Origin of the sequence: Acinetobacter sp. YH16040_T (assembly GCF_024605785.1) — a bacterium.
In the GTDB taxonomy this organism is placed as follows: domain Bacteria; phylum Pseudomonadota; class Gammaproteobacteria; order Pseudomonadales; family Moraxellaceae; genus Acinetobacter; species Acinetobacter amyesii.
In genome coordinates, this window is sequence record NZ_CP094541.1 from 2,862,367 (window position 1) to 2,883,326 (window position 20,960).

Consider the following 20,960-nt stretch of genomic DNA (forward strand, 5'->3'; position numbering starts at 1 on the left):
CCTGCCGTTGCTGACAGGGATTCGAAGTGTCGTTTGCTATGGCCAACTTATGCGTTAATGGCTTGCCGTCACCAAAGTCAAATCCATCTTGTACCCGCCTTATCTCAACACCCTGTCGAGCCTATAACGTTCATGAGTTTTGCTTACACATGAGCGTGCCGTCTTTCCGAGCTGTCAACATTGAGACTAGCTAACGTGTGCAGTCTCAGTATGTCTTTTGAAATGTGTGAAATGCAGTTGCTGTATCTTCATACCGTTGGATACTTCGAGAATCTTTTCATTGAGCACATCGAGTACTTCCCATTGATCCTGATCAGTACAACCAAGTCGGCTGAGGATCACATCATTTGCAATGGTCACTGTGTCACCAACTTTGAAAGGATTCATTCGATCAGGATCTATCACAGGCTTGTTCACTACTGGCATCCAAGCCCCGCGATCTTCAGATGCAGTCTTGATGTTATGGTGTGTTTCACATAACGGTTGCCAATTTGATTTGTTCCAGAACAGATCCTTATCGCCCTTGTGTGGAATGATGTGATCGACCACCGTTGCCGGCATCACGTAACCTTTACGACGACACTCAACACACAGCGGATGTTCCAACAAGAATTGGTCACGATGTTTTTTCCACTCGGCATCATAGCCACGTTGATGTGCAGTCCCGCGATCACGATCACGTTGCTTCACTCGACTCTGATGTTTGTCGCAATATCCTTTGTTCGATGCAAAGTCTTTACAGCCCGATGATAGACATGGACGCTTAGCTTTCTGTGGTGCTTTGTTCATGTTTCACCGGAGTAACTTTGATGGAACGTTTAATAATTAATTCACGCAGTTTCTGTGTTGCTTTCAGTTGAATGATCTTGTCCACTGCATGAAGCGCTGTGAGCAATACCATTCGACGTTTAGGCATCTGAACTGAGATGCGAACGATCATCTGATTATTTGCCATGCGGTCATCCTTAAAAAAAAGACTGTATGCCCTGCCCCGCGCCTGACATACAGCCATAAAAAAAGAGCCTCTGGGGAGAGACTCTTAAGAACTTACAGCGCTTTAAATACAGTTTTGCATTGTGGGAAAAATTAACCCAAGTTTGCTTTTGTGTCAATATCTAATTTCACTTAGATTTATTTAGCTGAAAAAATATCTTTTCTTCGCTTAACTTATATTCATCCTGAAAGTCTTCAAGGATTGCATCAATATGTTTAGCGAGATGCTTTCGCACAGTTGAATCACTAAAACCCGAAAGAACCTCACGATTTCGCTCAGTCGGCTTGTAGTTGGCTGGAACTTTACAAAACTCAATAAGCGCAACACGAATAACCGCCAAGTGATACCTATTCGCCAAGCCTGCATTCATAAGCCGAGTATCATACTTACCCAAAAGTACCGTAGCAAACTTTTCAATATTCTCGATTGAGTTCGCACCTAGACACTTTAAACGGACTAAATTGTCTTGAAGTAACGATAATCGAGCATAACTCATTGCCACACATACATCCTGCGCTGTGATTGAACCATGACTACCACCACCAATTGCATCAAAATTCGTTGTTTTAGGATTTAACAATCGCAAATATTGTTCCATTATTCACATTCCTTGTTGATTGTTACGGGTACAGGTCGATTTGTTACGGGTAAATGCTGATTTGTTACGTGTAGAAAGATTAAAAATGTAATAAAAACAATGGTTGTTACAGGTGTTACGGGTGTTACGGGCTGTTTTCTCGCACGTAAGAAAAATATTCTTAGCTTTAGAAATAAGAATTAGCAGATTGAATAATTTTTTTTTCACGCGTGCGCGCGCGCATAAGCCCGTAACAGGTGTAACAAGGTCGCTGAAAGTGAGATGGTGTAAGGCTTTGACAGTGTTACGGGGTATTGATTTAACCCGTAACAGACCCGTAACACCCGTAACAATTATTGATATTTTATAGTGTGTTAGGGACATCATGATCTCCTTTTAACTTAGCACGAAATTCTTTCACTTGTCCACTCAGCCAATCTGCTCTTTTTACGCCTTCAGGTGGATTGGCAGTAAAGACCATGCGCCTTTGCACCTCTTTGCGTCTTTCCTGATAACCAGCTCCAGTGACAACATCCTCATAGATCCGTCCATGCCCTTTGGCCACGACACGCTCAGATGCAATCAAGTTTAAGAACTTGTTAGATGGAATCGCTTTTTCTCCATTCTTATGGCACCACTGACGATAAGCCATGTACAAATCATCTGAGAGACAACAAACAAATGGATGCTCTAATAATCCTACACGCCAATCATCTAAGAATAATTTCCAGCCTGGTAAACCGAACTGAATGATTTTCTGTTTGGCCTTGGTCATTGGTGGCTCAGTGTATGGGGTGAAGTCCGTCAGATCCATCGACAACAAGTAGGTATAGAACGCACTGATTGCTTTGCTGTCAGGTTCAAGACAGTTTTCAATCAATCCTTTTAGGTCATCACCTAATTTTTGATTTGGTTCGAGTACCAAGAATCGACGGTCACGTTCTTCAATAGCCAATGGCTGTACTTCATTGGATAAGAACACACAGTTGATGTGGTTATTCTGCGAATAGCCTGACATAAACTTTTTCTCGATACGGATCTTTTCACCCGTGATCATGTGTTTGATCAGACCCATCATGCCGAACTTAGACTTATTGTTAAATATTTCTTCAAATAGGCAGTACAGCTTACGTTCAGCCCAATCTGTATAAATGGATTCAAGACCATTTTGACCCAATGTGACAGAGTACTTTTCACCATAAATCCGTGTCATGATCTTCTCAAAGAATAGGGATTTACCCGAACCTTGCACGGCACTGCACAGCAAAACAGATGTATTCATTTTTGCACCTGGATGTTGCAGAGGATAAGCTAGCCATTTCATCAGCCATTCATAAGCAGCCGTTTCACGACCACATAAAAATTTGACCAAGTTAATAATTGGTATGCACAGCTCCAACGCATCGGAAGTTTGAACAATCTGATTTTTATCATCCAGCATCGGTGAAATGTCCATGCCGTCATAGGTATTGATCTGACCTTCACTGATATGCATGCTTGGGACAAAAACTAGGTCTTCATGCCAAATCATGCGTTTTTCTCTAGACTTTGCCCATACATCATAAGCACCTGCCCAGTTTTCTTTCATAACATCCGTGCCGACAAGCTCACGACGAAATGTATCCCAACATGCTTTTTTGCCTTCAAGCATAATGAATCGTTCGATCATCTCTTTTGCTTTGAGATGACCTTCATCCGTTGCACGCCCAGCTGCATCATCTGATGAAATGGTTTTACGTTTTGGATGTGAATTCCACTGATCAAAGACTTTCTTGCCACCTAACATGGTCTGAAATGCGGTTTTTTTCCAAATCTTTTTCCCATAATCATCCCAAACGTTGGTTTCCCCTTCGATTAAGCAGAATCGTGCAATCCATTTTTCCATTTGATTTTCAGGTGAAGGCTCAGATTGAGCAGTATTTTCCTGCGAAATACCCGCGCCCCCACTTTGTTCAACAACATCGTTTTGCTCCAAATCGGGATCTTGCCCCCAAAAATTGTTGGTTGCATTACTAGGGGGTTCGGGGGAAATCTGAACAGAAGAAATAGCTGAACGGATCTGCTTTCCGACTTCGTCGAGTCCACAATTGACATGCAAATCGTTGAAGTCTGTATAGACCTTAGAATTCATGCAACGGACTCCTTAATTTGAGTAAAATCAGGCAGTACAATGATTCCACCTGTTGTGGCTTGTGCTTCTTGGGCGTACTTCAAGCCTGTATCTTGTTTAGCACTGTCATCATCAGCGCAGTAGACAAACACGGCATTTGGATATTTTTGGCGCAATACCGCACCTACTTTTGGTAAATTATTGGCAACGAATGAAAGCGCGACTGGATGACCTGTTGCCATGTGAATTGACATGCCTGTTGCATAACCTTCAGCGATGCAAATGATATGAGCATCATATAGATCAGGCTGTACTTCACCGATGACAAAGAAGCATCCACCAGTACGACCACCACTTTCTTGAATAAAAAGTTTTTGGCCATCAGGCGTAATGGTCTGCAAATTCCACATTTTGCCGTGCTCATCGTATGCAGGGATCAGAAGGTTGCCGTCATGCGTGATCTTAATTTTTGGGTCTTTATCAACTTGCTTGTTCTTTAAGTACAAGCTGAATTCACCCTGATAAGCATTGCGGAACGTACTTTCTGCCTTACGCGCAATGTTTTCACGCATCTTTTGCTCAAGTTCCCGTTGCTCTTTTGCACGGTATTCACGTTCTTTACGCCATTTTTCACGGTCTGCATCGGTAATTTTAGAACTATCATCAAGTCCAAGAATTGCACCAACTTCTTTAACAACTTCTGGAAAAGATAAATGTGTGCATTTGCCTATCAGATCCAACCCATCACCACCTTGGCAATGTTGGCAAAAATAATCACCGTTGCCATTTTTATCATCAAAACGAAAGCGATCACGGCCACCACATGCAGGACAAGGCGTTTTCTTTTTCCACTGAACATCAATACCGAACCGCGGGAAAATTAAATCCATCCACTTACCTTCAGCTGCTCGTTTAATGTCTTCAGCCTGTATTTTCTTCTTAGCCATCAAATCACCTGCTCATGTTGCTGCTCTACCATTGCAAATAGTGTTAGTGCCACTCTAATGAGATCCATGACATCTTTTTGAATAATGGCTAATTCATCTTTACTAACCACCCCATCACCAATTGCAGTTGCAATTGACTGTGATAAATCCCCCTGTTCACGTGCTAACTTTCCGATTTTCATGACAAAATCAGCTATATTTAGATTTTCATGTTTCGGCAATTCAAACCAAGCGGCATTACCATGAATGGCACAAATGCTATCCATAATTCGCGCATCTTGAGTTTCCGACAAAACCGCTTCTAAATGATAAATATTAGCTTTATGCGTAGGTGTCGTTGGATTTAACGAACTGCGAAATGTATTGATATTAAAACCATTCTTTTCAGCAATAATTGCCATGATTGAATCATCATTTTGGCGATACACTGCTGCTTTCAATGCCATAGATAATGACAGTACTGTACGTTCTAAACGCTGAGTGCTTGTAAGTTGCATGTTTAAAATTTCCCAATTCATTCATTTTTTTAGTTATTTGCATGAGCTACATTTTGCTTAGACTTAAGCAAACGTTTTGGAGTGCGACCAGCGGCTAATTCTCTGACTTCATACTCGCGATATTCTGGAATATCCTCCCCGTCACGCCATTGCGCTATAGCGGCGGTCGTTAATTCAAGCTTATCTGCTAACTGAATCAATTTTTTAAAGCCCAATAATTCCATTGCTTCTTTACGAGTCATGTTAATACCAAATCTAAGTTGACTTAGATTTAATTAGACACAACTTATCTTTGATAGTCAATAGCTAAGATAGCTTAGATATTTATCTCGGAATTTTTTTATGGAAACCATCGGCTCTCGAATCAAAAAACTCAGAAAAGAGAAAAAGCTAACCCAAGGAAAACTAGGAGATTTAGTAGGCGTATCGGATGTAACTATTGGATTTTGGGAAAAAGACGTTAATGAACCCAAATATGAAAACCTTGAAACGTTATCCAAAATGCTTGATACATCCATTGAATATTTAAAATATGGACAACATGAAACAAGTGAATCCGTTAGAGATTTCAGACCTATCTCAAGAATGCTACCTGTTTTAGATTACGTTCAAGCAGGAAATTGGACTAATGTTCGATCATTACAGCCACATGAAATTGAAAAATGGCTACCTGCACCACCAAATGCAGGGAAAAATAGTTTTTATATGATCGTACAGGGTACTAGCAATGCACCTCACTTCAAAGATGGCGATTATATTTGCATAGATCCAGATATTGACCTAACTTCAATACAAACTGGCGAAATGGTAGTAGTTCGCTGCGATGATGAAGCTACTTTCAAAGCATTGGTTAGAGAACCTAATCGTATGTATTTACAGGCATTAAATCCTAATTTTCAACCTAACATCATCCCCCTTAAAGAAAATTGCATTTACAAAGGCAAATATATTGGAAAATTTGAACCATCTAAAAAATTCTTATAATTCAATTTTATAAAAAATATTTCTAAGATAGCTTAGAAATTTAATTGACATAAAACCTAAGTTAGCTTAGTTTAAATACATTCTAAGTCAACTTAGGTTTTTTTATGAAAAGTTCAAATCCTCAAAAAAATGATCAATTCGATCAAATCATTTTAAGTCGTCTACTCGCAGACGACTTTGCCCAACCACAAATTAAAGACTTTGATTTCTACAAAGAACGTGCTGTATCACAGATACAGACTGCTATTCACAGCATCTACAAATCAAACAATCAACACGAATTTACAATCGCAATTGCACAAGCAAATGCATTCATTGATGCTGCGATCAATTTCGAATTTATTGACTTAACTGAAAAAGCTAAATGGCTTGATGACGTTGCAAAGGCTATGCGTGCTCAATTGATTGAGGAGTATGTATGAACCTATCCATCACCCCTGAAAGCATCGTACCTGAGCAATCAGTCATTGATTCATGGCCAAAACTGCATCGAAAAAAAGGTAGCCATGCTTGCCAAGGGAAATGTCCAAATTATACGGATGAACAATGCTGTCATTGTTTGATTCATGACACTCCAACTGCTGTATCTGATGAAGACAAGCACTTAAACGCAGCTCTAATTTCAATTAATGAGGTGAGCTAATGAATAAATATGTCGCAATTGCAGCCATCGCATTCTGTCTTGCATATCCAATTCTATTACTTGTAATTGCAGTGATTTTTGTAATGTGCAAGTTAAATGAGCACCAAAAGGAGCTTAAAGCGGATCACAAAGCTTTAAGGAAACGGGAGAATCGTTAATGCTTCAATTCACCGATTTAAACCACACTAAGCACATTATCAATATGAGCAATGTGAACAACGTGGTGATCCGTAATAACAATGGTGCGCATGTGATTACTTTTCACATGCCTGGTCAGCATGTGGTACCTGCAACCGTTGATGTAAAAACGGCTGACCGTATCTTCAAGGAACTAGGAGAATTGAAGTGAAAGGTAAATTTGCTCCAGTTATCAACACGTACACGATGCTTGTGTTGCGCTACATGTCTCCAGTGGTACCGCTTGAAAATGTGGTTGAAGACTATTTGAGCCACATGTCACTTGAAATTGCCAAACGTAAAGCAGTGAAACAAGAATTGCCCTTTCCAGTGGTGCGATTAGGTGAAAAACAAAAAGCATCTTGGATGGTCAATTTGCATGATCTTGCTGTGTACATCGATCAGCAAACTGCATTGGCTCAGCACGATCATAAAGCCATGAATGGTGAACAATATGCACATTAATTCAAGCCATGACATTTTGCGCAAAAAATCCGAATCAAGACGACTTGATATTCAGGTTCGCTGGTTCCTGCGCAAGTAAAAAAAGCAGTGTCCAGATCAATTACCTGCAGGCTATTCAGCTCTGAATGATAAACCGAAAGAGACAGGATGGAATAATTCTCAAAATACAATGCGCCAAGCGATGACTGCATCTGTGAGTAGCCATCGACCTTTTTTGAAAGATCGTCAAAAACCTTTAAGTGCAGAACAACAACGATGCAAATTCAACTTTGAAGCAAAGCAAGAAGCCTTGCGATTAGGCAAGGATTTATTTACTGGCAAGTGCCAAAAGCATGGTGAAACAGAGTTTCGTGTATATAAAGCATCTCACAAACATCATTGCATTGCTTGTAGAAGAATTATTCAAGACAAAAGAAAGGAATTAGCAGCATGAATACAGGCGACCATGTGGCAGTGAGTTTTATTTCTGAAAATAGTACTGAATTTTCAGGAATTCATTTTGCAGGGAACGGCATTATTGACCGTCTTGAAGATAATCGAGTGTTTGGCCATTTATACAGTGGCCAACCATTCATGTGTGATCCAACCGATGTATCTGTGAATGTAGATATTCATAACCTGGATAAATACTACCAGTTATTGCTTGAGCTCAAGCTTGCAAGCCATGCCGAAATTGAACTGATCAAATCAAAAAGCTCTGCAGATCCACAGCTACTCAACATGGATGAGTTCGGACTTTATATTTTTGCTCATTTTCAATCACTGATTAATGAAATGGCTCAACAATTTGCTGTTTCAGAATTTCAACGCATTCAGGACGAGTTCACCAATGGCAGAGTTTTTCTTGTTGATGCTTGAGCTGATGCTCTTAGCAAATGGCACTTTATTTATTAAATACAAAATGTGAGAATGGTAATGAAACTCGAAAATGTACAAGAACAGTTATTAGAACTGAGTCCTTTAAAACTCAGCCAACAATTTAATCGTGATGATCTTTTGGATCTACGTGACCAACTCAAAGCCAAACGTGCAGGCTTGATTGAAGCCAAGGACAAATGCAAAAACGGCAATTCAATTGCTTTACTGAATATTGAATTGTCACAAGTCAATTCTATGCTGACCCGCATCAATCAGACCGTCACATTGCTTGATCAAGATGCCAAGATCATGAAGAAAAATAATCACTCAGCGCAGGAGCTGGCGATGCGTTTTTTCAAGGTTGCTGAAAAGGAATTGGATTCAAAGACGTTTAATAAAATTAAAAAAATGGCGGTGGCGTGATGGATAGATCAATTGAATTACAGAGTCTAGTTGAAACTCTTTTAAATAATACAAATGTTTCAATTGAGAAAATTGAAACTGAAGTGCGGAGTAAAGGCTTCAATTTTAAGATTCAGGGAGGTGATGAATCACATGGAACTTATGCAATTTTTCAGAACTATCACAAGTTTTCTGTGGCTATAACTAAATGTCACTGTGGCCACATACATTACCTAGAAGATATGTGTATCAAATGCCATCCTGATTGGGCTATGACTTTTTTGAAAAATGGAAATATCAAAGTAAATCCAGAATTCGTCAAAGAATCATCTAATAAATACGATGATGATTTACCTTGGTGATTTCAATATACTCAAGCCTCTAAATAGAGGCTTTTTTAATGGCTTCAGCAATGCCAGTGGTTTTTGCATATTCAATCGCTTGCTTATATGTGAGCAGATCCTTTCGAATAATATCTAAATTGACATATCGTTTCAGACTATTCCAATCATCGTGCAATGTGTATTGCTGGATCTGTGGTACCGTTAAACCCTGCTCTGCCAAACGTGTTGCTGCCTCATGGCGAAGGTCATGAAAACGTAAATCATCAATGCCGGTTCGTTTCTTAATTTTCTGCCAATGACGTGCAATATTTTCCTCATGTGTTGGGATCAGGTACCGATCATCACCGCCACGTAAAAGCATTTTTTTACGGATTTCAGGCTTGAGTAATTCATCAATGATTTCTGCTGCTTCATCCGAGACCACAAACCATTTGTCATTGTTCTTTTTCGTTGGATGCTTCACTGCTTCCAGGTACCATTTCTTATGCTCACGATCATAGTGCTGAATTTCAAGCCGTGGCAACTCACCCAAACGACGACCCGTGTAAATATCAAGCCACATGATCAAATATAGTGGCGTATTTGAATAATTCTTTAAATGAAAATCCATGTACGCATACGTGGTCAGATCCTGCAATTCTTTGGACGTTGGCAACCGGTTACGCTCTTCAGATTCTGAAATGACACGGGACTTTCTCAGACCTTTGACTGCTTTTTCATATTCATTGAAGTCGATCTCGACACCCCAAAGCAATTCTGCATGATCCAATACTGATTTGATGCACTGGAACTCGAAAAGAATAGTACTAGGCTCAACAGGATCTAAATCATAATTTTCATTCTTATAGCCGTCACGTCTACGCAAAGCATGTTGTGCATAATCAGTACGCTTCAGATCTGCCAAAGACTTTTGAGAAATATCGAACTTTTTCAGCATCTCAAGAGTAAATGCCTTAGTCCTGCCATAGTCTGAAATTTCAGATTTATACCTGGTAATTGCCGATGCCAAAGACATGGCTGCAGATGCCACAGCATCTTTGTCTGTTGACAACAAGTGAGGATTCTTTTCTAATCTGTCCTCTTCTCTTTTTAGCCACGCTTTTGCCAAAGCTCTCGTACTAAATGTTTCAGTATCAAAGTACTCGATACCCTCACTTGGCTTGCGAATATTGATCACAGCCTTGTATCTGGTACCTTTAGTTTTGGATTTTAACTCTGTGATATAGCCCATGCTTGCAACTATTTCTCAAATGAACGGGGAATGGTTGCAAATATAGTTGCAAGAGTTGCAAAAAGATAGGAAAAGATACAAATTTATCGTAAATGATACGAATGCTCATAGGTGCTTAAATGACTGATTTAAAACAAAACACTGATATATCAAGGCTTCCACGTATATCCGTTGCACCTATGATGGATTGGACGACTCGTGACTATCGTTTCTTTGCACGTTTGTTTAACCCTAATGTGATTCTCTACACCGAGATGGTCACCACAGGTGCGATTTTATTTGGTGGTGCGAATCGTCATTTGGACTATAACAACGAAGAACACCCGATTGTGTTACAGCTTGGCGGTTCAAATCCTAAAGATTTAGCAACTTGTACCAAGATGGCACAGGACTGGGGCTATGATGAAGTGAACCTCAATGTCGGCTGTCCGAGTGACCGCGTTCAGAACAATAAAATTGGTGCATGCTTGATGGCAGAGCCTGATTTGGTGGCTGAATGTATTGCTGAAATGCGAAATGCTGTTGATATTCCAGTGACCGTGAAACACCGCATCGGGATTGATGACATGCAGTCTTATGAAGAAATGCTGCATTTTGTCGATACCGTGGCAAAGACTGGCTGTGACAATTTTATCGTGCATGCCCGTATTGCCCTGCTGCAAGGTTTGTCGCCAAAAGAAAACCGTGATGTGCCACCTTTACGTTATGAAGATGTTTATCGTCTGAAACAAGAACGTCCAAATTTATTGATCGAAATTAATGGCGGGGTGAAAACCTTTGCTGAAACACAGCAACATTTACAACATGTTGATGGCGTGATGATTGGCCGTGAGGCTTATCACAACCCGTATTTATTGGCTGAGATCGGTCAGCTTTGGGATCTCGAATTACCCAACCGTTTCGATATTATCGATCAGATGCTACCGTATATTGCTAAACGCATGGAAGAAGGTGCGCCGCTTTCTATCATTACCCGTCATATTTTAGGTTTATTCCAAAATCTACCAGGTGCTCGAAAATGGCGTCAGGCTTTAAGTGGTGGCAATGCCAAAACCTTTGCAGATGTGGAAAATGCCATCCAAAATATTAAAGATGCAATGCAACGTACTGAAGACTATTTACGTGATCATCCTAAAGTCGTTTTAGAAGATTAATCTTCAAAAAGTGAAAGCCTGCTATTTTGCGGGCTTTTTTTATTTTTCATGTTTCTTAAAGTGCTTGCTTGGTAAGATCGACAACTCAGCTAAATCATCTAAACAGTCACATCATCACTCAATGACTATTGACCGTAATGTTCCCTTTGGGAAAAGGTTCATCATCATAGCCAGTCCATTGATAATCGGATGGATCTTCTTCCTCACGCAACCCCACGTAACTCTCAGGCGTCGATGTAACAGGTTCAATTTCTTCGGTTGGTTGTTCCAATTCTTCAACCAAATGATTCAACTCTTGATCTAACTGCGCCTGATATTTTGCAATTTCAGCTTCGTCAATGAAGGCAAATTGTTCTTCATCTATTTTCCATGCATAACCTTGCAAATCTTTGTAAATATCGACCAAAACAGTATAAGGCTGACCATCGTACTGCAACGTCGCCTGAGCCTTAAAGCTTAATCCCTTACGCTCTAACACTTTTATATTTTGAATCCGTAAATGGTACTGCCGATAATCTGGATTCTGATCAAACTCGTGCTGCATCTGCTGCTCAATCTGCCGAGATAATTCATCTGTCGAGACAAAATAACTACAACCAGCCAAACTCAACAGTAAAAAAATGGTGAGCCATCGAAACATATTGCATCCCCCATGATGCATTTATTCTTGATGAAAAAGTCAGACCGATCACAGATTGCGATCCAAACATTCCTCATTGTTTGCTTCATAATAGCCAATAAAACACACAGTACAAGCCAAATTATCAAGATTTCTCAATTTTATATTTAATTTTGATATCAATCACTTAAATTGCATTTTTGCTGTTTTAAAACACTGGCAGCCTTGGTCTGTTGCTGACATATTTTTGTTGAAAATGACCATTTTGGTAGTGGTTTCCTAATCTTCAAATTTTCAACATGAAACTGAACACCTCGTGATTTATTCAATATAGAGCCTTAAACAAAACATCATAAAAGCGCCATAAAAAATCCCCGAACATTGCGGGGATTTTTAAGGAATCAACTGAAATTATTCATCGTCCATTTCAGGCTCATGATGTAGCGCATCATGTATGGCTTCCACCAATTGCTGTGCAATTTCTTGTTTTGACGCTTTCTCTAAATCACGCTTGTCCATTTGATATTGATCTGCGAAGAACACGGTCATGGCATTTTCGTCAGAAGCAAAGCCAATGTCTTTACGTGAGACATCATTGCACGCAATCATATCGAGTTTTTTTGCCACAAGTTTACCTGCTGCATACTCTTCGACATTGCGTGTCTCAGCGGCAAATCCCACCATAAATGGACGTTTTGACTGCTGCGCAATCGTTGCAACGATATCTGGATTTTTAATTAAAGCCACATTGAGTTCATCACCAGCTTTTTTGATTTTATGCTCCGCAACTTCTGCCACGCGATAATCCGCAACGGCTGCTGTTGCGATAAAAATATCACAGCCTTCATCTAACATTTGCAGACTAGTCTCTAACATTTTAATTGCAGACTGCACATTAATCCGTCGTACACCATTTGGTGTATCTAAACTGACGGGGCCTGCGATCAGCGTTACTTTAGCCCCAGCCGCATAACAAGCCGCTGCCAGTGCAAAACCCATTTTACCTGTGCTGTGGTTGGAAATATAACGTACAGGATCTATCGACTCACGTGTTGGACCGGCTGTAATCGCCACATGTTTGCCTGCAAGCATGCCAAATTTTTCAGCAATAGCTCGCTGTGCTTGATGAAAATAGGCCGTCACTTGATCCGCCAAATCTTCTGGCTCAGGCATGCGTCCTAAGCCCACATCTCCACATGCTTGAGAACCGGCATCGGGCATGATCACATGTACGCCATCTTCAACCAGTGTATTTAAATTACGCTGTGTCGCTTTGGCTGCCCACATTTGCTGATTCATCGCAGGGGCAACCCAGACGGGTGCTTTTGTAGCAAGATAAAGTGTCGAAAGAAGATCATCTGCTAAACCCGCCGCAAATTTTGCCAGCGTGTCGCAACTTGCAGGAGCAACCAATACCAAATCAGCCCAACGTGCCAATTCAATATGCCCCATGCCCGCTTCTGCTTCGGGATTGAGTAATTCGGTATGCACAGGGTTGCCTGAAAGCGCCTGAAATGTTAGCGGGGTCACAAAGGCTTGCGCACCTTGAGTCATCACCACGCGCACATCAAATCCGGCATCTTTTAACCGACGGACAAGAATGGCACTTTTATAGGCTGCGATACCACCAGTGACACCTAAAAGAATATTTTTTGTGGGCATTACACTTAAATCAAAGCTCACGAACAGGATACCTATCTGTTGCAGTGGCGCTCACAATAGCATTAAATATGCACTGACCCAACAATCTGCTTTGAAAAAGCCGATTGACTGATAATAAAAAAGTCTAAGAATAATGAATAATTCAATTAAAAATTGGCCTGAACAAGAGCGCCCACGTGAGCGCCTGATTCAAAAAGGCGCACAAAGTTTATCCGATGCTGAGCTACTGGCTATTTTCCTACGCTCTGGTTCCCAGCAGCACTCTGCTGTCGAACTCGCACGACTCCTGATCCAACATTTTGGTCAGTTGCAAGCGCTGATGGATGCTTCACTTGAGGATTTGCGCCAGTTTCATGGCATCGGAAACAGTAAATATGCGCAGCTCATGGCGGTAAAAGAACTCGGTAAACGCTATGTGAGTCAACATTTTCAAAATGAAGCCTTAGAATTGCAACATTCTGAACAATTACAAAATTTTCTTCGCTTTGAATTTTTAGCGGAACGTCAAGAAGTCTTTGGCGTGCTCTGTCTAGATGCGCATTTAAGAAAAATAAACTTTAAAAAACTTTTTTATGGCAGCCTCAATACCTGTGAAATTTCCATCAATCAACTGCTGCGTTATGCCATTTCTGAACACGCCAGCAGTATTGTCATTGCACATAATCATCCTTTCGGTCGTGCAGAACCCTCTGCTGCCGATCTGGAATTGACTCGACTCATTCAGCAGGCTTGTCAGCTGGTGGAAATTCGACTGATCGATCATTGCATTATCTCCACAGAAGGGAGTTTTTCCTTTGCTGAACATGGCTTGCTCCAAGCACACTTATCTGCATGAAACAGTTATTGACAAGTGCTTGAGCAAACCCGAAGATCATCATAATTTTTTAAAACTAGAAATTATCATTCGAACATGATCGTCCGTGACCAACCGAGTATTTTTAAACTGCTATTTTCTTGGCGAGGAACGATTTTACCTAAGGTTTTACCGCCGCTTGGGATCGTTATGTTGCTGTCTGCCATTGTGGGCGGCTTATCCTATGTCGATATCTTCCATTTTACCGAATTTCCTTTGGTCGGCTTTACCCTAATTGGTGTCGTGCTGTCGATTTTCTTGGGCTTTAAAAACTCAGCCTGCTATGACCGTTGGTGGGAAGCTCGGCGTTTATGGGGCATTTTGATTGCCAACGCGCGACATTTTGACCGTGACTGCCGTTTACTCAGTCAAGGCCGTCGTGAACGTGTGATTCAACATGTGATCGTCTTTGCCAACGTTTTACGTGACCGACTCCGCCATCAAACCGCCAATCCCACTGAACTGGTTGAAACCAGCGGCATGAGTGCGAATGCCATCACCCAGTTATACCAACAGGCCAATGCACCGCAGTACACGTTGAGTTTGATTCAATGGGAGCTAATGCAAGCGCTCAAAGATGGTGAGATTTCAGATATTATTTATACCCAGATGAATCAGCATGTGATGGAACTCAGCACCGTACAAACCGGCTGTGACCGTATTGCCACCACGCCATTACCGTTTGCGTATTCAGTCTTGCTGAATCGAACCGTTTATTTTTTCTGTTTTGTCTTACCCTTTAGCTTGGGTTCTACTTTAGGCCTTGCGACCCCCCTTTTGGTCGGGATTTTGGCCTATACCTTTTTAGGCTTAGATGCGCTGAGTTCTGAGATTGAAGAGCCCTTTGGTACACAAAGTAATGACCTTCCATTGGACTCGATGGTGCGTACTATTGAAATTGAACTTCTTGGAACTTTAGGAAAACCCACCCCACCACCGATTCAAGCTAAAGATCATAATTTATTATAATTGGTATGCGTTTCGCCTGAATGCACGGATCGCATTCAGATCCATGATCCATACAACACCCATAATAAGGAAAAATCATGAAAATAAAAAAACGGATTTTCACTTATAAGCCACAACCGATTCTGCATCCTTGCAAAGCGCTTGCTGTGATTTTCATGTTCGTTGTGTTGCTGTTTAGCATCGCATTACTCCTAGCATGGCAAGGCATATTATTCACATCATGGCAAAGCAATTGGCAATTCTTATTCCTGATGAGTGCTCTATTGGTCATCAGTATATTTCGTGACAAATCGCAAAGAATCAAATTTCCATTTTGGATTCAACAGCATTTGATTGATCCCAAATTGGCTTTGGATTTAAAAGAACACGCCTTACGCAGTTCAGATGCTGTGATTGTGGATTATCGAGAGGTCCGTGAACATTGGTGGCAAGGCAAACAGCAACAATTGCTCTTAAAGCTCAATGAACTTGAAGAGGCGAAATGGTTTAGCGTCGATCTCCATCAAGTCTTTGCGAGTACTTTGTTTTTAAACATTCATGTGCAATTGAATTCTGCCCTCATTGGGCAACAGATTTGGGTGCATTATTTGGCACGTACGCGCACCATCGTGCAGTTATATGCGCATGATCAGCTTGATGATTTTCATCAAATGAAAAACTACTTTGCCATGCCCTATACGGGGAATATCTATTTTGAGCAGATTCCAACACGGCTTACGTTGGATTTACCTTATTTATCGGAAATTCATGCCGTTCGTGAAGAAGATCAACCCGGTTATCTCCTCAAACTGAAAACCAGTTATGGGCAGAGCTATCGTATCAGTTCACAGGCACGGCATTTTGATAAACTCGAATTGGCACTCTCAAGCGCCATTGATTTTATTCCTTATCGCAATTTTAAACATCAACCTACCATGCAATCTGCCTTGCTGACCAAGAGGCATCCTCAACGCGTGACAAGTCTACTGTTGTGCATAATCGCCATCAGTGTTTTTATCATCGCGTTTTTGTTCAAGGCATGGTTCTGGGCATGCGTTGCCGTGGGCTGCCTCTATCTGCTTTACCGTAACATTCAGCATTATCGAACTTCACCGTTTATCGAAGATCCTGATGTCAATGTGACTTAAAACTGTCCCAGATTCCAACTTGCCCTTCTTTCACTCGAGGGATGTTGCCGAGTTTGATCCATGGCATATTGTCACCATGAAAATCACTCCCAACAGAAACTTTTAAGTTAAAGGCAGCAATCATACGATCCACCATTTGACGAGTCGATAATGGCTCAATTGCCGGTGGTAATTCCACTGCATCACCGCCCGCTTCAGCAAAGATTTCAATCAAATAACGAATATTGGTCGCAGATAAATCATAACGCGTTGGATGCGCTAACACTGCAAAGCCACCACTGGCATGAATCACCTCAATGGTCTCAACAAGACTCGGACCTTCAAATTTTACAAAAGCTTTTTTGCCTTCTTTAATATATTTATCAAAAGCTTGTTGTGGACGTGAAACTACCCCCTTTTCCACCAAAGTTTTGGCAATATGGGTACGTGTTACCCGATCTGGAATATGGTCGACTTTGGCAACCACATCGCTATAAATATCTTGACCAATTAACGGTATCAGTAAGTCACAAATCTGCCGAGCACGTTCCGCTCGAATACGCTTTTGATCCATTAATAAGGCTTGTAAGGGCGCAGGATTTTGCATATTTAAAGCGACGATATGCACACCATAACTTTTTTTGGTCGCAGGTCTCGACCACTGGCTAGAAATCTCCACACCAGCGATTAATTGCAGCTTTAATTCATGCGCAACCTGCTCTGCAGCCAACAAACCGTCCATCGTATCGTGATCAGTCAAAGCCAGCGTATGAATTCCAATAGCACTTGCGGCCTGCACCAGAGCCTCTGGTGACAAAGTACCATCAGAAATATTACTGTGTGTATGTAAATCTACGCCTTGCATCTCTATACTATGTCATTTATTTGATCAGATTTAGATACTCTAACATGAAAGCACTTTTAGACTTTGTGCCACTCATTATTTTCTTTTATTTATATAAAACTGTAGATCCAAAAGATACGCAGCACCCATTATTACAATTAATTGGTTCTGCTGGGGGTGTCGATAACAATAACATTCTTGTGGCAACATCAGGTCTCATCATTTCCATGCTTGTGGTTTATGGTGCATTGTTTGTCATGCAAAAATTCCGTCTAGATAAACAACAATGGATTGTGTTGTTCATGACCGTGATTTTTGGTGGTATTACCCTGATGCTAAGCGATGATTTTTATATTCGGTTAAAAGCCGTTTTACTGAACTTAGTGTTTGCTGGGGCGTTTTTACTTTCTCCACTGTTTAGTAAAGATAAGAAACCACTCATCGAACGTTTATTTGGTCCAGTCTTAAATTTAACCGCTGTCGGTTGGAAACGATTGAACTATGCATGGGCTGCAATGTTCGTGGTGATGTCATGTTTACACACCTTTTTCGCTTATTTGTTTGCAGACGGAAAATATTGGGGTGAATTCACTGCTTTTGGTGACATGATCGTGATGTTTTCCTTTATCATTATTCAGTTTATTGTATTACGTAAATACTTTAAGACCTCAGAATAATCCATTCGGTCAAAAATCAGGAAAAGTCATGCCATTATTCGTCGTAAGCTGTACAGATAATGAAGGTACAGTGGAAAAGCGCCTTGCGGTTCGTCCTCAACATCTTGAACGTCTACAAAAACTTGATGATGAAGGTCGTCTGATTGTTGCAGGTGCGATGCCTAAAGATCCGGCAAACCCGCAAGCTGGTTTTTATGGCAGTACGATCATTGTCGATTTTGATAGTCGTGAAGCCCTAGACCAATGGTTGGCAGATGAACCTTTCCTCAAAGAAGGGGTTTATGGCCAAATTGATGTCAAACCATTTAACAAAGCATTTCCTAAAGGATAAGGTTCATGCGCGTCGTTGTTTCTAGTTTACTGGGCTTATCTTTAATTTGTTCAACTGCATGGGCTGAAGAACCGGCTCCTGCACCTGCTGTAGCCCCTGCTGCTCAAGTAACGACTGCAACACCTCCTCCCAATCCTGTGCCGCATACCATTCCTGCCAATAAACCGGGCATCATTAAAGTGGCGGCAACCGTCAATCCTAATGGTCAACCTCAAGATGCAAATCCATTGACCATTGAGCAACTGGCAAAAAATAAAGCGCTGCAAGATGCCAAAGTCAAAGCGATGGTCAAAGACCAATCTGTACGCTTACAACAGTTAGAAAAAGCTAACCTTGAAGCCTTGGCGCAAAACCAAGAATTACAACTTAAAAATGATAGCTTGGGCGTACAAGTACAAGTGCTACAAAGTGAACGTAGCGCGCAGATGTTTTTATATGGCGGGACCACACTTGGTGTTGGCGTGATTTTAGGTTTCTTGTTGGCCAGTTACGTCTATACCAAACGTCGTCGTCAATGGTAATTCTTTTTTCTACTTCAATTTAAAGGTTGCTTGAGTTTTGTCAGGTGCAATTCAGACGGCCGATCTCGATTGGCAAATGATCGATGGCATTGATATTCCAGTGTCTAAACAGTTTGGTGATGTGTATTTTTCGAAGGACAATGGCCTACTCGAAACACGTCATGTGTTTTTAAAAGGGAATGACCTCGACACTCGTCTTGCGGCACTGACTGATTTTGAATATTTCAGTGTCGGCGAAACAGGTTTTGGTACAGGCTTAAATATTTTGGCCCTGTGGCAATTATGGCAACAGGTTCGTCCAGATAATCACAGTCATCTGCATGCTATTTCTGTAGAAAAATTCCCTTTATCTAAAGCAGACCTCATTCGTGCATTAAATGCATGGCCTGAATTACAACCTTTGGCACAGCAACTGATTGCGCAATACCCTGAACCCATTGCGGGATGTCATCGACTCAATTTTCCAGAAGAACGTTTGTCAATTGATCTTTGGTTAGGCGATGCACACGACGTTTTTCCGGTCATGGCAAAAACTGCTACGGTCAATGCATGGTTCTTGGACGGTTTTTCACCTGCCTGTAATCCTGACATGTGGGAAGAAAACGTACTCAAAAATATCGTGCGTCTATCAGACATTGGGACGACCTTCTCCTCATTTAGTGTGGCAGGTGTACTCAAACGCGGCTTACGTGAGCATGGTATTACCATTACACGACCACGTGGCTTTGCTCATAAACGTGAAATGCTCAAAGCTTTTTGGCTCGCACCTGAAAGATCAGATGATCAATCCGAAGTTGCTGACATACCCACTTTAGACGAAAAAAAAAATCCTGAAATCGCTCTAGGACATAAGCCCCGTCAAATCGCGATTATTGGCGCTGGCATCGCTGGTTTAAGCTGTGCTTGGGCATTTGCTCAACGTGGGCATCAAGTGCGTATTTACGAGAAATCAGCACCACTCAGCGGCGGGTCGGGCAATCCTCTTGCCTTACTCAACCCTAAACTCTGTCCAATTGAACAAAGTGCTGAGCATCTGATGACCCTGAGTTGGTTATATGCGCTCAAGCATTATCAAAACTTCAAGGCATTTCGTCCCTTACAGATTCACCAATCTATTTTAAAAAATAAAGTAGAACACCTTGATTTAGCTCAAGCTTATCCTTCAGAGGTGTTAGCTGCTGAAGAAGGCACGCTAAATCAATTAGCTTCAGTATTTCCAACCCTGCTCTTAAAACAAGCAGGCGCAGTCAGTCCACATCAGCTTCGTGACCAAATCTTGGCACATCCGCACATTGAGTTGTTACAAGCAGATATTCAACGCATTGAGCAACAACAAAATGGCGTTGCGCTATTTACCCAGGATCAGCAGCTTCCATCTGCCGAGCATGTCATTCTCTGTGCGGCACGTGACAGTATGCAGCTACAAACAGATTATCCAGAACTGCGTGCCATTCGTGGACAAGTCAGTTGGTTGAACAATCCCGCTCAACAAATGGATATGCATACCGCCTATAGTTATGGGGGCTATTGTATGCAACTGGATGCCGAACAGATGATTATGGGCGCGTCATTTTATCCCGGCCGTGATGACACCGACGCTCTCACTGAAGATCATGTGCATAACTATGAACTTATCCACAGTGTGTTCCCCGACTTTGCCAAAACCTTAGCACCGATTGAGCAATGGCAAGGGCGTGCCGCGATTCGCGCACAGACAAAAGACTTTTTCCCGGTAATTGGTGCAGTCCATGAAGATCAGCACATTTATAGCTGTAGTGGACTCGGTTCTAAAGGTTTCCTGTATGCACCGCTCTGTAGTGAAATCATTGCCGCGCTAGTCTTAAAAGAAGCCTGCCCTATTCCAACACAGCTACTCGATAAAATTCATGCAGCACGTTTTATAAGACGCGCCAAAGCCAAACAAAAAACCAAGAAGCCTTATTTTCAAGGTCATGTACCCTCAACTCCTCTTCCAGAAAAATAACGCGCAATAAA

General features: G+C 41.4%; 28 protein-coding genes. 17 read left to right on the forward strand and 11 right to left on the reverse strand.

Features of this window, described 5'->3' with window-relative positions; translation table 11 throughout:
- Nucleotides 1–186 precede the first annotated feature (186 nt).
- The 7 genes from MST16_RS13985 to MST16_RS14015 form a co-directional block, all read right to left on the reverse strand.
- On the reverse strand, nt 187–789 hold the full coding sequence (locus tag MST16_RS13985) for an HNH endonuclease (protein ID WP_180092430.1): 603 nt from the start codon (nt 787–789) through the stop codon (nt 187–189).
- Nucleotides 764–955, reverse strand: a complete 192-nt coding sequence (locus MST16_RS13990) for a hypothetical protein (RefSeq protein WP_075167504.1) — start codon at nt 953–955, stop codon at nt 764–766. Before MST16_RS13990 ends, MST16_RS13985 begins: the two co-directional genes overlap by 26 nt.
- Nucleotides 956–1,121: 166 nt before the next feature.
- Nucleotides 1,122–1,592, reverse strand: a complete 471-nt coding sequence (locus tag MST16_RS13995; RefSeq protein ID WP_180092427.1) for a hypothetical protein — start codon at nt 1,590–1,592, stop codon at nt 1,122–1,124.
- A gap of 343 nt (nt 1,593–1,935) precedes the next feature.
- Nucleotides 1,936–3,702, reverse strand: coding sequence for a DUF5906 domain-containing protein (locus MST16_RS14000; RefSeq protein ID WP_180092424.1), 1,767 nt, complete (start codon nt 3,700–3,702; stop codon nt 1,936–1,938).
- The gene (locus MST16_RS14005) at nt 3,699–4,628 is read right to left on the reverse strand and encodes a primase-helicase zinc-binding domain-containing protein (RefSeq protein WP_180092421.1); all 930 of its coding nucleotides are present in this window, start codon (nt 4,626–4,628) and stop codon (nt 3,699–3,701) included. The genes MST16_RS14000 and MST16_RS14005 overlap by 4 nt, the downstream gene beginning before the upstream one ends.
- Nucleotides 4,628–5,125, reverse strand: coding sequence for a phage regulatory CII family protein (locus MST16_RS14010; RefSeq protein ID WP_180092418.1), 498 nt, complete (start codon nt 5,123–5,125; stop codon nt 4,628–4,630). The genes MST16_RS14005 and MST16_RS14010 overlap by 1 nt, the downstream gene beginning before the upstream one ends.
- Before the next feature lie 29 nt (nt 5,126–5,154).
- The gene (locus MST16_RS14015; RefSeq protein ID WP_120367366.1) at nt 5,155–5,367 is read right to left on the reverse strand and encodes a ribonuclease D; all 213 of its coding nucleotides are present in this window, start codon (nt 5,365–5,367) and stop codon (nt 5,155–5,157) included.
- 100 nt (nt 5,368–5,467) lie between these two features.
- Between MST16_RS14015 and MST16_RS14020 the strand changes: the two genes are divergently transcribed.
- The 9 genes from MST16_RS14020 (at nt 5,468) to MST16_RS14060 (ending at nt 9,016) form a co-directional block, all read left to right on the forward strand.
- Nucleotides 5,468–6,109 (forward strand): LexA family transcriptional regulator, encoded by a 642-nt coding sequence (locus MST16_RS14020; protein ID WP_180092415.1) that lies wholly within the window; start codon nt 5,468–5,470, stop codon nt 6,107–6,109.
- Nucleotides 6,110–6,213: 104 nt separating this feature from the next.
- Nucleotides 6,214–6,531 carry a hypothetical protein gene (locus MST16_RS14025; RefSeq protein WP_180092412.1) on the forward strand — a complete coding sequence of 106 codons (318 nt, stop codon included), beginning with the start codon at nt 6,214–6,216 and terminating at the stop codon, nt 6,529–6,531.
- Entirely contained in the window at nt 6,528–6,752 is a 225-nt protein-coding gene (locus MST16_RS14030; protein ID WP_180092409.1) for a hypothetical protein, read from the forward strand. Before MST16_RS14025 ends, MST16_RS14030 begins: the two co-directional genes overlap by 4 nt.
- Nucleotides 6,753–6,909: 157 nt before the next feature.
- Nucleotides 6,910–7,101 (forward strand): hypothetical protein, encoded by a 192-nt coding sequence (locus MST16_RS14035; protein ID WP_180092407.1) that lies wholly within the window; start codon nt 6,910–6,912, stop codon nt 7,099–7,101.
- Entirely contained in the window at nt 7,098–7,394 is a 297-nt protein-coding gene (locus MST16_RS14040; RefSeq protein WP_373691584.1) for a pyocin activator PrtN family protein, read from the forward strand. Before MST16_RS14035 ends, MST16_RS14040 begins: the two co-directional genes overlap by 4 nt.
- 181 nt (nt 7,395–7,575) lie before the next feature.
- Nucleotides 7,576–7,827, forward strand: coding sequence for a hypothetical protein (locus MST16_RS14045; protein ID WP_257245655.1), 252 nt, complete (start codon nt 7,576–7,578; stop codon nt 7,825–7,827).
- On the forward strand, nt 7,824–8,252 hold the full coding sequence (locus MST16_RS14050) for a hypothetical protein (protein ID WP_180092401.1): 429 nt from the start codon (nt 7,824–7,826) through the stop codon (nt 8,250–8,252). The genes MST16_RS14045 and MST16_RS14050 overlap by 4 nt, the downstream gene beginning before the upstream one ends.
- A 57-nt stretch (nt 8,253–8,309) precedes the next feature.
- Entirely contained in the window at nt 8,310–8,675 is a 366-nt protein-coding gene (locus MST16_RS14055; RefSeq protein WP_180092399.1) for a hypothetical protein, read from the forward strand.
- Entirely contained in the window at nt 8,672–9,016 is a 345-nt protein-coding gene (locus MST16_RS14060) for a hypothetical protein (protein ID WP_180092393.1), read from the forward strand. Before MST16_RS14055 ends, MST16_RS14060 begins: the two co-directional genes overlap by 4 nt.
- A gap of 19 nt (nt 9,017–9,035) precedes the next feature.
- On the opposite strand, the gene MST16_RS14065 is transcribed toward MST16_RS14060, so the two are convergent.
- Complete coding sequence (locus MST16_RS14065; protein WP_180092397.1) at nt 9,036–10,229, reverse strand: site-specific integrase; 1,194 nt, start codon at nt 10,227–10,229, stop codon at nt 9,036–9,038.
- A gap of 119 nt (nt 10,230–10,348) precedes the next feature.
- Between MST16_RS14065 and dusA the strand changes: the two genes are divergently transcribed.
- Nucleotides 10,349–11,383 carry a tRNA dihydrouridine(20/20a) synthase DusA gene (gene dusA, locus MST16_RS14070; protein ID WP_180092395.1) on the forward strand — a complete coding sequence of 345 codons (1,035 nt, stop codon included), beginning with the start codon at nt 10,349–10,351 and terminating at the stop codon, nt 11,381–11,383.
- Between the two features lie 118 nt (nt 11,384–11,501).
- Here the strand turns inward: dusA and MST16_RS14075 are convergent, their stop codons facing one another.
- Entirely contained in the window at nt 11,502–12,023 is a 522-nt protein-coding gene (locus MST16_RS14075) for a hypothetical protein (RefSeq protein WP_078194199.1), read from the reverse strand.
- A gap of 390 nt (nt 12,024–12,413) precedes the next feature.
- Nucleotides 12,414–13,685 carry a bifunctional phosphopantothenoylcysteine decarboxylase/phosphopantothenate--cysteine ligase CoaBC gene (gene coaBC / locus MST16_RS14080; RefSeq protein ID WP_180012053.1) on the reverse strand — a complete coding sequence of 424 codons (1,272 nt, stop codon included), beginning with the start codon at nt 13,683–13,685 and terminating at the stop codon, nt 12,414–12,416.
- A gap of 112 nt (nt 13,686–13,797) precedes the next feature.
- On the opposite strand from coaBC, the gene radC reads away from it, so the two are divergent.
- The 3 genes from radC (at nt 13,798) to MST16_RS14095 (ending at nt 16,613) form a co-directional block, all read left to right on the forward strand.
- Nucleotides 13,798–14,499: a DNA repair protein RadC gene (radC, locus tag MST16_RS14085; protein WP_180012055.1), complete on the forward strand. Its 702-nt coding sequence runs from the start codon at nt 13,798–13,800 to the stop codon at nt 14,497–14,499.
- Between the two features lie 75 nt (nt 14,500–14,574).
- Nucleotides 14,575–15,486 (forward strand): bestrophin family protein, encoded by a 912-nt coding sequence (locus tag MST16_RS14090; RefSeq protein WP_078191309.1) that lies wholly within the window; start codon nt 14,575–14,577, stop codon nt 15,484–15,486.
- A 77-nt stretch (nt 15,487–15,563) separates the two neighbouring features.
- Entirely contained in the window at nt 15,564–16,613 is a 1,050-nt protein-coding gene (locus MST16_RS14095) for a hypothetical protein (RefSeq protein ID WP_180012057.1), read from the forward strand.
- Here MST16_RS14095 and MST16_RS14100 read toward each other — a convergent pair.
- A complete protein-coding gene (locus MST16_RS14100; protein WP_180012059.1) occupies nt 16,600–17,457 on the reverse strand; it encodes a PHP domain-containing protein in 858 nt (285 codons plus the stop codon). The genes MST16_RS14095 and MST16_RS14100 overlap by 14 nt on opposite strands.
- Before the next feature lie 44 nt (nt 17,458–17,501).
- Between MST16_RS14100 and MST16_RS14105 the strand changes: the two genes are divergently transcribed.
- Genes MST16_RS14105 through mnmC form a run of 4 tightly spaced genes read left to right on the forward strand, consistent with a single transcriptional unit; the run spans nt 17,502 to nt 20,949 of the window.
- On the forward strand, nt 17,502–18,113 hold the full coding sequence (locus tag MST16_RS14105) for an inner membrane-spanning protein YciB (RefSeq protein WP_078191311.1): 612 nt from the start codon (nt 17,502–17,504) through the stop codon (nt 18,111–18,113).
- 28 nt (nt 18,114–18,141) lie between these two features.
- Nucleotides 18,142–18,444, forward strand: a complete 303-nt coding sequence (locus MST16_RS14110) for a YciI family protein (protein ID WP_078191312.1) — start codon at nt 18,142–18,144, stop codon at nt 18,442–18,444.
- A 5-nt stretch (nt 18,445–18,449) separates the two neighbouring features.
- Nucleotides 18,450–18,965 (forward strand): hypothetical protein, encoded by a 516-nt coding sequence (locus MST16_RS14115; protein ID WP_180012061.1) that lies wholly within the window; start codon nt 18,450–18,452, stop codon nt 18,963–18,965.
- A gap of 37 nt (nt 18,966–19,002) precedes the next feature.
- The gene (gene mnmC / locus MST16_RS14120; RefSeq protein WP_180012063.1) at nt 19,003–20,949 is read left to right on the forward strand and encodes an FAD-dependent 5-carboxymethylaminomethyl-2-thiouridine(34) oxidoreductase MnmC; all 1,947 of its coding nucleotides are present in this window, start codon (nt 19,003–19,005) and stop codon (nt 20,947–20,949) included.
- Nucleotides 20,950–20,960: the final 11 nt, after the last annotated feature.